Genomic DNA, 12,006 nt, shown 5'->3' with positions numbered 1-12,006 from the left:
CAGCGGAAACTCCGGCTACGTGGCTTGGACGCCCGGTCGTGATCCGAATCGAGACGGGAATCATTGTCGGCCAGGTGTCAGGAAAAGTTCTCTGCCTGGATGGTTCGGATCAGGTTGCGTGATTCATCCGGGCTCAACGCGTTGCTGTGCAGATCGTCGTAATGACGTCGGTATCGATGCACGGTGTCTGGCGTCTCGATGTAGCGGAAACCGGCGTGCGTCTCGATGTGCACGACGTCCCGGTCCAGGGCGTCGTTGAATTCGAAGTACGCATACATGCAGGTGCTGGTGAGCGATGGCGGTGTCTTAAACGGGAGAACGCGGAACTCGATGTTCGGTTCGGTCGACCGCTCGATGAGATGGTCGAGTTGGTCGTGCATCACAGCGTGTGAGCCCACGAGTTGCCGTAGCGCCGATTCGTGTGCGACCGCGATGAGTTTGAGTGGGGGATACCCGTCGCGCTTGTCGAGGGCGGATTGGCGGCTGATGCGGACCTGGACGAGTTGTTCGATCTCGGCAGGCGGTCGCCAGGGTTCCATGCTGTGGTACTGACCCCGGGCGTAGTCGGCGGTCTGCAGCAGCGCGGGGAGGACCGGGATCGTGTACACCCGGGCGATCGACGCCTCGGTTTCGAAGGCGACGAAGACACTGAGGTCGGTCGGCATGGCGTGCGAGTAATCCGCCCACCAACCTTGTCTGCCCGCGGACCGCACCAGGCGCATGAGTCGCTCGGCGAGCTTGGTCTGGTCGATGCCGTACAGCTTGATCAAGTCGCGCACGTCGCGGGCCTGTGGGCTGCCTTGCGCGTTTTCCAGTCTCGACAGTTTGGAGGTCGAGATGAGGAGTTCACCGGCCACGTGTTCGAGGGTGAGGCCCGCCTCTTCGCGGAGTCGCCTCAGTTCGTCCGCGAGTCGTCGCCGAGGAATGATCGGGCCTTGGGCTGGCATGAACCTTCTCGATCTTGTCGGATGGGTACCCGTCTGGAAACGGTTCTTGTGGGATTCCCAGGGCCAGGAGGCTAGACTGTTCGACCGCGCATGGCAACAGTCCGTCGGGAGTCCGTCACTCAATCGTGTTGCCACACTGGATTCACGCCGCATTACCCGACGGTTACGCCAAGTGGGTAGTCCTTGACGGGATGTCGTGATGGGAATTGCACATCGCAAGGTAGGTCGTCACACTTGCAGGTGAAGTTCCCACGTCGGACGCACTGCGGCATCGGTTCGCCTCACACGGCGGCCTCGGTCCCCCACCACCCGGACCGAACCGAGCTTGACGACGGGAGCGCCGCCGCGAGCGTACGGACTGTCTACCGGATCGCGTCCATCGAGAGAGGACCGGCCCATGTATGTCTCGCTTCGGCTCGGCTCGCTGGTTCGTCTGCTCCTCTACGTCGCCGTCGCGGCCGCGATACTCGCCACGGCCCTGCGCCCGCAGACACCGGAACCCAGCCTGCCCGGCGTGATCTCGCCCCCGTCACCCGAGACGGTCCAGGACTCGCCGCTGCCGAGCCTCGCCAACCGGATCGCATAGCGGCGCCCCCGGTGCTCCAGGGAGCGCCGGGGGCACCGATCGGGCGTCAGACGGTCGGAACCGACGCGACGCCGGGAGCCAGGAACGGCTTGCCGTTGACCTTCTCCGAAATGCCCTCGCGGTCCAGGTACGGCGTGATGCCGCCCAGCCAGAACGGCCAGCCCGCACCCAGGATCAGACACAGATCGATGTCCTGCGCCTCGGCGACCACGCCTTCGTCGAGCATGACGCGGATCTCCTCGGCAACGCCCTCCAGCGCGCGGGCGCGCACCTGCTCCTCGGTCAGCGGGCTGTCGCCGAACTGCCACAAGGCCTGCACCTCGACGTCGACGTGCTGGTTGCCCTGCCCGTCCCAGATCCACACCGCGGTCTTGCCCGCCGCGACGAAGCGGCGCATGTTCTCGCTCACGCCGAATCGGTCGGGGAACGCCCGGTTCATCGTCTCGGCCACGTGCAGCGCGACCGGCGGGCCGACGAGCTGCAGCAGCACCAGCGGGCTCATCGGCAGCCCGAGCGGCTCCATCGCCCGGTCCGCCACCTCGAACGGGGTGCCCTCGTCGATCGATCGGACCACCTCGCCCATGAACCGCGTGAGGAGCCGGTTGACCACGAACGACGGCGCGTCCTTGACCAGCACCGAGGACTTCCGCAGCGCCTTGCCCACCGCGAACGCCGTCGCCAGGGTGGCGTCGTCGGTGCGGTCGGCGCGCACGATCTCCAGCAGCGGCATGACCGCGACCGGGTTGAAGAAGTGGAAGCCGACCACGCGCTCGGGGTGCGCGAGGTTCGCGGCCATCTCGGTGATCGACAGCGACGAGGTGTTGGTCGCCAGCACGCACTCCGCCGTGACGTGTGCCTCGACCTCGGCGAACACCGTCTGCTTGACGCCCATCTCCTCGAACACGGCCTCGATCACGAAGTCCGCGTCGGCGAAGGCGGCCTTGTCCATCGACCCGGACACCAGCGCCTTGAGCCGGTTGGCGCCGTCCGCCGACAGACTGCCCTTGGCGGCCAGCTTGTCGATCTCGGTGTACACAGAGGACACACCTTTGTCCACACGCGACTGATCGACGTCGGTGAGTACCACCGGCACCTTGAGTCTGCGGACGAACAGCAGCGCCATCTGGCTGGCCATCAGGCCCGCGCCGACGATGCCGACCTTGCCCACCGGCCGCGCCAATGACTTGTCCGGCGCTCCCGCGGGCCGCTTCGCCCGCTTCTGCACCAGGTTGAACGAGTACAGCCCGGCGCGCAGCGGGTCGGACATCAGCACGTCGGCCAGCGCCTCGGTCTCCGCCGCGTAGCCCGCGTCAAGGTCGTTCGCACGCGCGGTTTCCAGCAGTTCCAGCGCCTTGAGCGCGCCGGGGGAGGCGCCCTTGGTCCTGCCGTACACCAGCGCCTTCGCCCGCTCGACGGCCGCGTCCCAGCCCGCGCCGCGGTCGATCTCCTTGCGGGCGGGGGAAATCTCGCCGTTGACGACCTTGGCGAGCCAGCCCAGCGACTGCTCCAGGAAGTCGGCCGAGTCGAACAGCGCGTCGGTGATGCCGAGTTCGGTCGCCTGCTTCGGCTTGAGCATGCGGTTCTGGCTCAGCGCGTTCTCGAAGATCACGGTGACCGCGGCGTCCGGCCCGATCAGGTTCGGCAGCAACTGCGTGCCGCCCCAGCCGGGGAACAGGCCGAGGAACACCTCGGGCAGCGCGATGGCCGCCGCACCCGTGGACAGCGTCCGATAGTGGCAGGACAGCGCCAATTCCAGGCCGCCGCCCATGACCGCGCCGTTGACGAAGGCGAAGGTCGGGATCGCCGACTCGGTGAACCGGCGGAACACGTCGTGTCCGGCCTGCGCGATTTCCAGGGCCAACTCGCGCTCGGCCAGTTGCTCCACGCCGGACAGATCGGCGCCGACGGCGAAGATGAACGGCTTGCCGGTGACCGCGATCGCGGCGGGCTCGGCCGCGAAAGCGTTGTCCAGCGCGGTGTTCAGGCTCACCAGGCTCTGCGGTCCGAAGGTCGACGGCCGGGTGTGGTCGTGCCCGTTGTCGATGGTGATCACCGCGACGGGCTTGTCCAGCCCGGGCAGCTTGATCAGTCGGGTGACCGCTGTGGTCACCACCTCGTCCGGGAAGGCCGCCTTGGCCTGCTCCAGTTCCAACATCAGTGCTCGCCCCCGGTCCAGTTCGGGTTCTCCCAGATCACGGTGCCGCCCATGCCGATGCCGATGCACATCGAGGTCAGGCCGTAGCGCACGTCGGGGCGCTCGGCGAACTGCCGGGAGAGTTGCGTCATCAGCCGCACCCCGGAGGAGGCCAGCGGGTGGCCGCACGCGATGGCGCCGCCCCACTGGTTGACGCGCGGGTCGTCCTCGGCGATGTCGAAGTGGTCGAGGAAAGCCAGCACCTGCACGGCGAACGCCTCGTTCAGCTCGAACAGCCCGATGTCCGAAATGGACAGACCGGCGCGGGACAGCGCCCGCTCGGTCGCGGGCACCGGCCCGACGCCCATGACCTCCGGCTCGACGCCGACGAAGGCGAAGCCCACCAGGCGCATGCCGATCGGCAGCCCCAGCTCGCGGGCGGTCTCCTCCTCGGCCAGGATGCAGCCGGTGGCGCCGTCGTTGAGGCCCGCGGCGTTGCCCGCGGTGACCCGGCCGTGCGGGCGGAACGGGGTTTTGAGGCTCGCGAGCTGCTCGACCGTGGTGCCCGGGCGCGGCGGCTCGTCCTCGGTGGCCAGGCCCCAGCCCAGCTCCACCGAGCGGGTCGCCACCGGCACCAACTCGGGGCCGATCTTGCCCGCCTTCACCGCGTCGGCGTACTTCTCCTGGCTGCGCGCGGCGTAGGCGTCGCAGCGCTGCTTGGTGATCGCCGGGTAGCGGTCGTGCACGTTCTCCGCGGTCTGGCCCATGACCAGCGCGGTCGGGTCGACGATCTTGTCGGCCACGATCCGCGGGTTCGGGTCGACGCCCTCGCCCATCGGGTGGCGGCCCATGTGCTCGACGCCGCCCGCGACGACCACGTCGTAGGCGCCGAACGCGATGCCGCTGGCGCTGGTGGTCACGGCGGTCATCGCGCCCGCGCACATCCGGTCGATCGCGTAGCCGGGCACCGACTTGGGCAGGCCCGCGAGCAGCGCCGCGGTGCGGCCGATGGTCAGCCCCTGGTCGCCGATCTGCGTCGTGGCCGCGATGGCGACCTCGTCCACCCGCTCCGGCGGCAGTTCGGGGTGCCTGCGCAGCAGTTCACGGATGACCTTGACGACGAGATCGTCCGCGCGGGTCTCCGCGTAGATGCCCTTCGGGCCTGCCTTGCCGAACGGCGTGCGCACACCGTCGACGAAGACCACGTTCCGAACGGCGCGCGCGGCTGCGGGTGCAGCGGGTGCGGCCACGGGGTGCTCCTTACGATTCTTGGGCTACCTGCCGGTAACTCTAGCGCTTGTTACCCACGGGTAACCGCTATGGGGTGGGACACACTCCGACGAACTCGGCCATGTGCGCGACCGCGTAGTCGAAGAACTCGTCCGCCGGGTCGGCGCTGCCCACGAGCTGGCCGAACAGCTCGAAGCTGATCATGCCGAAGAGCTGGGTCCACGCCAGCATCACCCGCGCGAGCGCGGCGGCGGGCAGCGCGGTCGACATGGTCGCGAGCACCCGCGCGGTCTGCTCGCGCAGCACCGGCGACAGGTCGCCGTCGGGCACTTCGGCCGCGCGGGCGATGTCGATCAGGACCAGCGGCACCCGCGCCGCGGGGGTCACCGTGTCGCGCGGCGCCTGGTAGCCGGGGACGGGGGAGCCGTAGATGAGGGCGTACTCGTGGCGGTGGTCGAGCGCCCAGGCGCGCACGGCTCGGCAGACCGCGCGCCAGCGGTCCGGCGGGGCGCCGCCGGGGTCGGCGTTCTCGGCCGCCTCGCCGATGGCGTTGTAGGCATCGATGATCAACGCGGTCAACAACTCGTCGCGGCTGGGGAAGTAGCGGTAGAGGGCGGAGGAGACCATGCCCAGGCTGCGCGCGACGGCGCGGAGGGACAGGTTGTGCGCGCCGTCGGTCGCGAGCTGCCGCCGGGCCTCGTCCTTGATCTCCCGGGTCAGCTCGGCTCGGGCCCGGTCGCGTGCGGTTCGGCCTGCGCTCATCCGGCCAGTCTTGTCGGATCGGTGTTCAAAGACCAGAGCACCGCTCTTGATGGTTCGGTGGGGTGTGGATGGTTCAGGGGGCCTGGACGGGTCGGGCTGGGGTGGCCCGGAGGGCTTCGGCGACGGCTGCCGTGGTCAGTGTGATCTGCCACTCCCGGGCGCCGCCGGTGCGCAGGGTTTCGGCCACGGTGTCCACGTCGGTCTCCGTGGGGGGTTGCCAGCACGTGCGGCGCACCAGATCCGGCTGGAGCAGGTTCTCCACCGGCAAGCGGTTCGCCTCGGCGACCTTTGCCAGCGCCGTGCGCGCCGCCGCGAGTCGGGCGGCGGCTTCCGGGTCCTTGTCGGCCCAGCGGTTGGCGGGCGGGGGGCCGTCGGCGGGCGGGGAGGGGTCGGGGAGTTCGGACTTCGGGAGTTCGGCGGCCGTGCGCAGGGCGCGCATCCAGGTGCCCACCAGCCTGCGCTGCGCTCGGCCCTTGAACACCGGTAGCTGCAGCAGCGCCTGCTCGTCGGCCGGGTTGACCGACGCGGCCTGGATGATCGCGCTGTCGGGCAGCACGCGGCCCGGCGCGATGTCTCGATCGCGGGCCATGGCGTCGCGGGTTTCCCAGAGGGCCCGGATGGCGGCGAGGCCACGCGGTGTGCGGACGCTGTGGATGCCGGACACCCGCCGCCAGGGTTCCTTGCGGGGGGCGGACGGGGCCGCGACACGCAGGGCTTCGAATTCCTCCAGGGCCCACTCCAGCTTGCCCTGGGCGGCCAACTCGGCCTCCAGCGCGTCGCGCAGGGGCACCAGGAGTTCGACGTCGAGCGCTGCGTAGTTCAGCCAGTCCAGCGGCAGGGGCCTGCGCGACCAGTCGGCGGCGCCGTGGCCCTTCTCCAGCCGGTAGCCCAGCACCAGCTCCACCAGCGTCCCCAGCGCGACCCGCTCGAACCCGGCGAGCCTGCCCGCGAGTTCGGTGTCGAACAGCTTCGCCGGGCGCAGGCCGAGCTCGGCCAGGCAGGGCAGATCCTGGGACGCGGCGTGCAACACCCACTCGTCGTCGCCGAGTGCGGCGATCAGGGAGTCGACCTCGTCGTCTACAGCAACCGGGTCTATCAGGAAGGTGCCAGCGCCCTCGCGTCTGACCTGCACCAGGTACGCGCGTTGGGAGTAGCGGTAACCCGAAGCCCGCTCGGTGTCCACGGCGATCGGGCCGGACCCGCCCACGATCCGGGCGGACGCCCGATCCAGGGCGTCGGAGTCGGCCACGACGTCGGGGGTGCCCTCCGCGGGCTCGGTGAGCAGCACCGGAGCAGGCGGATCGGTCGGGCTGAGTCCTGCTCCGGGGGTGGTCACGGCGAATGACCCTACGGCACCATCGCCCACCGACGGGGGAGATCAGCAGCAGTCGTGTGGCGGGGCCATGCCCAGCCCAGCCACACGACTGCTGTTGTCTAGCGGATGACGCCCGCCCGCATGGCGAGCGCGACCATCTGAGCCCGGTCGCCGGTGCCCAACTTGCGGCCGATCCGCGAGAGGTGACTCTTCACCGTGAGCGCCGAAAGATTCAGCGCCTCGCCGATCTCCTTGTTGGACTGACCGTCCGCGACGAGCTGGAGCACCTCGACCTCGCGCGCCGACAGCTCGCGCGGGGTGTTGTCGGTGCCCGGGACCCTGGTCCCCGTGGCGAGGACCGGCGCGACACTCGGGTCGGCGTAGACGCCGCCTTCGAGTACTCGCCGGACTCCGTCGGTGACCACCACCGGCGAAGCGGACTTCAGCAGGTAGGCCTGAGCGCCTGCCTGGAAGGCCGATCGGACGGCGTACGGATCGTCGGACGAAGCCAGCACGACGATTCGCGGCCAACCATGGCTGCGAAGCTCCGTGACCAGCTCGATCCCGCTGCCGTCCGGCAATCCGAGATCGAGGATCGCGAGATCACACGGGCCGGTGGCCTGTGCGCGCGCCCTCGCCTCGGCCACCGTGGCGGCCTCGTGCACTGTGCCCGCACCCATCTGAGTGAGCCGAGCAGCTATCGCCTCCCTCAAGAGCGGGTGGTCATCGACCACCAACACCGAGAACAGCTCTTCCCGCGGGTGCGGGACCATGTTCGCCGGCAAAGAGCCGGCTGGCGTGGTTCGAACGGCCTGACCTAAGCCGACGGCAGCCACGTCACTACCTCCCTGGAGTCGGTCGTTGCCCCCCGACCGGCACTGGGACTTTCGACCAAACAGCCGCGCCGCCGTTGGACCGAAAGTGGTGTCGACGAAGGCAGCCTAGCCGCCCAAGCGGGTTAGCGGGACGATCAATCGGGTAAGTATCCGATCGGGTTGTCACGTAGGGGTGCTGATGTCACACGTTTGGGTTACTCACCGATCGGTGACGTAACGGATCGGATTCGTTACACGATTGAATGGAGTCACGGCTCGTGCACAACCCCGGGATCGATCGCGCAAGGCAGTTGCTCGCGCACACGCCGTTGGTCGACGGCCACAACGATCTGCCGTGGGCGCTGCGCCAGCGGCTCGGTGCCGATCCAGCCGCCGTCCTGGCGGGCATCGACCTCGCCGTCGAGCAGCCCGACCTGCACACCGACCTCGTCAAACTCCGCCGCGGCCGGGTGGGCGCGCAGTTCTGGTCGGTCTATGTGCCGTGCGGTCTCCAGGGCCACGCCGCGGTCACCGCGGTGCTCGAACAGATCGAGATCGTGCACGCCCTCGTCGCCGCCCATCCGGCCGACCTGCGCCTCGCGTACACCGCTGACCAGGCAGAATCCGCGTTTCGCGATGGCCGGGTGGCCTCGCTGCTGGGCGCCGAGGGCGGCCACTGCATCGCCGAATCGCTCGGCGTGCTGCGCGCGCTGCACCGCCTCGGCGTGCGCTACCTGACCCTCACGCACAACGACAACACCCCTGGGCCGACTCCGCGACCGACGAACCGCAGGTCGGCGGGCTGTCCGAGTTCGGCCGCGAGGTCGTCGCCGAACTGAACCGGCTCGGCATGCTGGTCGACCTCTCGCACGTCGCCGCCACCACCATGCGCGACGCGCTCGACGCCAGCACCGCGCCGGTCATCTTCAGTCATTCCTCGTGCCTCGCGGTCACTGAGCATCCCCGAAATGTGCCCGATGACGTGCTGAAACGTCTCCCGGACAACGGCGGTGTCGTCATGCTGACCTTCGTGCCGCGGTTCGTCTCGCCCGCCATCGCGGCGTGGGACAAGGGCTTGGAGGACGCGATGGCGGCCGTCGGGGAGAAGCACGCCGACCTCGCCGCGCGCGAGCTGTTCCTGGCGTCCTGGAGCGGTCGCCACGACCAGCCGCGGGCGACGTTGTCCGAGGTCGTGGCGCACTTCGAGTACGCCCGCGAGCTCGTCGGCGTCGATCATCTCGGTGTCGGCGGCGACTACGACGGCTGTGCCGTGCTGCCCGCGGGACTGGAGGACGTGGGCTGCTATCCGACCCTTTTCGGGGCGCTGCTCGACCGCGGTTGGAGCGAGGACGACTGCGCGAAGGTTGCAGGGCGTAACGTCCTACGTGTCCTCCGGGCGGCGGAGAAAGTTGCGGCGACGCAGGGGAAATCTGGCAAAAGGTAATAATTCCTCGCCTTGTGGAGGCCCCCGAGGCCCCCCGCCCGCCGTCGTGGACCCCTCGGAGCAACCCGTAAGGCCACTCGACCCCTTCTGTCAACAGGCGACCGCCAATAGGTTCCGGGTGCGGAACGGCGTGGCTAGCGTCACGCTGCCGGGGGCAGGCATGCGTACAGGTGGATCGTTTGGGAGGAGTCGAGCGTGAGCTCATCAGCGAGACGGATTCCGGCTTGGCGGGTCGTCGCCGCCGTCGGACTCAGCGGGGCGGTGGTCGTCGGCCTCAGCGCCACCACCGCGACCGCGGCCGACAACGTTCTCCGCAGTGACCAGGACGTCGCCCGCTCGTGCTTCGAGAAGCTGCTGCCCGGTGGCACCCGGGGCACCGACCGCCGCGAGGTGACGGCCACGGTGACCGGGCTCGTCCAGGCCCGGCTGGCGCCTCGCGGCAACGGGGTGGGTGACTGGGACGTCGCCGTGTTCGACAAGGCGACCGGCGCCGTGGTCGCCGCCTCCGCCGCCCTGCGCAGCGTCGAGCTGGCCGAGAGCTTCGTGACCAAGGACCAGCAGCTCGTCGTCCAAGCCTGCCGCTACGCCGGTTCGTCGCGCAGCGTCCAGCTCGGCGTCGACTTCCTCGCCATCAGCTCCGCGGGCACGCCGACCGGCGCCCAGCGCGCGGAGATCGTCCGCGTGGAGACGCCCACCAGGCAGCACAAGGACCGGCTGTTCGCGTTGGGCCTCGACGTCACCGAGAAGGCCGACGCCACCGGGGTCGAGGTCGTCCTGGCGGACGACGCGGACCGCAAGGTCCTCGCCGACAGCGGCATGAAGTCCACCGTCGTGCAGGCAGACCTCTCCGCCCGTTCGATAGCCAACGCCAAGGCCGACCGCGAGTACGCGGCGAACCGGCAGGGCTCGGTGCTGCCCTCGGGCCGCACGGCCTACCGCCACCTCTACGACTACGACTTCGAGCTCAAGGAACTGGCGCGGCGCAACCCGAGCCTGGTCAAGGCGTTCACCCTGCCCAACCCGACCTGGGAGGGCCGCGACGTCGTGGGCGCCGAGATCGCCACGAACGTCGACAACGCCGCCGACGGCAAGGCCGTCAACTTCACCATGGGCGTGCACCACGCCCGGGAGTGGCCCGCGGGCGAGCACGCCATGGAGTGGGCCCACGAGCTGGTCAAGGGCTACCAGGCGGGCGGCGAAGTCCGGGCGCTGGTCGGCAAGACCCGCAACCTGGTGGTGCCGATCGTCAACCCGGACGGGTTCTCGATCTCCCGCGAGGCCGAGCCCAAGGGCGACTTCACCCGGTTCGACTACGAGATGAAGCGCAAGAACTGCAATCCGTCGGACTCGCCGGAGCAGTTCCGCACCGGGGTGTGCAAGGCCAACCCGGCGGGCAGGCTGCGCGGCACCGACCCGAACCGCAACTACGCGGGCTTCTGGGGCGGCGCGGGCGCGTCGCCGACGTGGAGCAGCGACACCTTCCGCGGCTCCGGCCCCTTCTCCGAGCCGGAGACCCGCAACATCCGCTCGATCGTGTCCACCCGGCAGGTCACCAACCTGATCACCCTGCACACCTATTCGAACCTGGTGCTGCGGGTGCCCGGCGTGGCCGACGTCCGGCCGCCGCTCGACGAGCCCGCCTACAAGGCCCTCGGTGACAAGCTTGCCTCCCGCAACGGCTACCTCAGCCAGCCGTCGTGGCAGCTCTACGACACCACCGGGTCCACAGAGGACTGGTCGTACTTCGCCACCGGCGGCTACGGCTTCACTTTCGAGGTCGGCCCGAACGAGTTCCACCCGCCCTTCGCCGACGGTGTCGTGGCCGAGTACGCGGGCCTGGCGCCCGCGGCGGGCGCGGGCAAGGGCGGCAACCGGGAGGCGTTCCTGGACATGCTGCGCAACGCCGCCGACCCGGCCGCGCACTCCACCCTGATCGGCGCGGCGCCCAAGGGCTACCAGCTCCAGCTCCGCAAGGCGTTCCAGACGCCGACCTCGCCGGTCCTGCGGCCCGACGGCAGCGTCGGTGACCCGATCTACGTCGCCGACGTGCTCACCTCGGACCTGACCACCACCGGCGGCCGGTTCAGTTGGGCGGTCAACCCGTCGACCCGGCCGTACGTGGCCGGTCGCTACGGGCGCGACCCGCAGGGGCCGCCGCAGGCCGCGATCGCGCTCGCCAACCCGGCGGGCATCCCGGCGGAGAATACCAACTTCCCGGCCGACTCCACCGGCGAGGTCATCCCGTTCCGCGTGGACGGCCTGCCCGCCGCCGACAACGGCAAGATGACCGTGACCGTCGACTGGGGCACCGACGCCACCGACTGGGATCTCTACATCTTCGACGCCGCGGGCAACCTGGTCAGCTCGTCGGCCAGCGGCGGCACCAGGACCGAGAAGGCCGTGCTGTTCGACCCGCCCGCCGGTGACTACACCGCCGTGATGGTCAACTACGAGCAGGCCGACCCGGCCACCCCGGACGACTGGTCGAACCTCAAGGTCGAGTTCGCCTCGCCGCTGCCCACCACCTACGGCCCGAAGGAGCCGTACACGCTCACCTGCAAGGACAAGCGCGGCAGGCTGGTCGGCCTGGCCGACGTCTACGTCGACCGCGGCCAGACCGTGGACGTCGGCGATGTGTGCACCCGCTCGGCGCGCGCCACCAAGGAGCGTGCCCCCGCTGACCGCTGATCCCCGACACGGCGGCCGCTGCCCTTCCCGGGCACCGGCCGCCGTGTCGCGTGTGGCCGGCCCCCCGCATGCCCGCCGCTGAGGT

General features: G+C 69.8%; 8 protein-coding genes and 1 pseudogene. 3 read left to right on the top strand and 6 right to left on the bottom strand.

Annotated elements, in window-relative coordinates:
• Positions 1-77: 77 nt before the first annotated feature.
• On the bottom strand, positions 78-947 hold the full coding sequence (locus ACT4N7_RS04980; RefSeq protein WP_444827375.1) for a helix-turn-helix domain-containing protein: 870 nt from the start codon (positions 945-947) through the stop codon (positions 78-80).
• Positions 948-1,344: 397 nt separating this feature from the next.
• On the opposite strand from ACT4N7_RS04980, the gene ACT4N7_RS04975 reads away from it, so the two are divergent.
• Positions 1,345-1,533 (top strand): hypothetical protein, encoded by a 189-nt coding sequence (locus ACT4N7_RS04975; RefSeq protein WP_444827374.1) that lies wholly within the window; start codon positions 1,345-1,347, stop codon positions 1,531-1,533.
• Between the two features lie 46 nt (positions 1,534-1,579).
• Here the strand turns inward: ACT4N7_RS04975 and ACT4N7_RS04970 are convergent, their stop codons facing one another.
• The 5 genes from ACT4N7_RS04970 to ACT4N7_RS04950 form a co-directional block, all read right to left on the bottom strand.
• A complete protein-coding gene (locus tag ACT4N7_RS04970) occupies positions 1,580-3,688 on the bottom strand; it encodes a 3-hydroxyacyl-CoA dehydrogenase NAD-binding domain-containing protein (protein WP_444827373.1) in 2,109 nt (702 codons plus the stop codon).
• Positions 3,688-4,917 (bottom strand): thiolase family protein, encoded by a 1,230-nt coding sequence (locus ACT4N7_RS04965; protein WP_444827372.1) that lies wholly within the window; start codon positions 4,915-4,917, stop codon positions 3,688-3,690. The genes ACT4N7_RS04970 and ACT4N7_RS04965 overlap by 1 nt, the downstream gene beginning before the upstream one ends.
• A 67-nt stretch (positions 4,918-4,984) precedes the next feature.
• Positions 4,985-5,659 (bottom strand): TetR/AcrR family transcriptional regulator, encoded by a 675-nt coding sequence (locus ACT4N7_RS04960; RefSeq protein WP_444827371.1) that lies wholly within the window; start codon positions 5,657-5,659, stop codon positions 4,985-4,987.
• A gap of 73 nt (positions 5,660-5,732) precedes the next feature.
• The gene (locus tag ACT4N7_RS04955; protein WP_444827370.1) at positions 5,733-6,995 is read right to left on the bottom strand and encodes an HRDC domain-containing protein; all 1,263 of its coding nucleotides are present in this window, start codon (positions 6,993-6,995) and stop codon (positions 5,733-5,735) included.
• Positions 6,996-7,093: 98 nt separating this feature from the next.
• A complete protein-coding gene (locus tag ACT4N7_RS04950; RefSeq protein ID WP_035282988.1) occupies positions 7,094-7,810 on the bottom strand; it encodes a response regulator in 717 nt (238 codons plus the stop codon).
• Positions 7,811-8,067: 257 nt separating this feature from the next.
• Between ACT4N7_RS04950 and ACT4N7_RS04945 the strand changes: the two are divergent.
• Positions 8,068-9,233 (top strand): annotated as a pseudogene (locus tag ACT4N7_RS04945) (dipeptidase).
• 261 nt (positions 9,234-9,494) lie between these two features.
• On the top strand, positions 9,495-11,921 hold the full coding sequence (locus ACT4N7_RS04940; RefSeq protein WP_444827412.1) for a M14 family zinc carboxypeptidase: 2,427 nt from the start codon (positions 9,495-9,497) through the stop codon (positions 11,919-11,921).
• Positions 11,922-12,006: the final 85 nt, after the last annotated feature.

The organism is Actinokineospora sp. (genome assembly GCF_052390155.1).
Lineage (GTDB): Bacteria > Actinomycetota > Actinomycetes > Mycobacteriales > Pseudonocardiaceae > Actinokineospora.
Note: the sequence above shows the minus strand (reverse complement) of the source record. Positions and strands in the feature narration are given on the sequence as shown.

Excerpts from the sequence above, each read along its gene's own strand:
- ACT4N7_RS04980 (WP_444827375.1), bottom strand. The coding sequence starts at position 947 with ATGCCAGCCCAAGGCCCGATCATTCCTCGGCGACGACTCGCGGACGAA.
- ACT4N7_RS04975 (WP_444827374.1), top strand. The coding sequence starts at position 1,345 with ATGTATGTCTCGCTTCGGCTCGGCTCGCTGGTTCGTCTGCTCCTCTAC.
- ACT4N7_RS04970 (WP_444827373.1), bottom strand. The coding sequence starts at position 3,688 with ATGTTGGAACTGGAGCAGGCCAAGGCGGCCTTCCCGGACGAGGTGGTG.
- ACT4N7_RS04960 (WP_444827371.1), bottom strand. The coding sequence starts at position 5,659 with ATGAGCGCAGGCCGAACCGCACGCGACCGGGCCCGAGCCGAGCTGACC.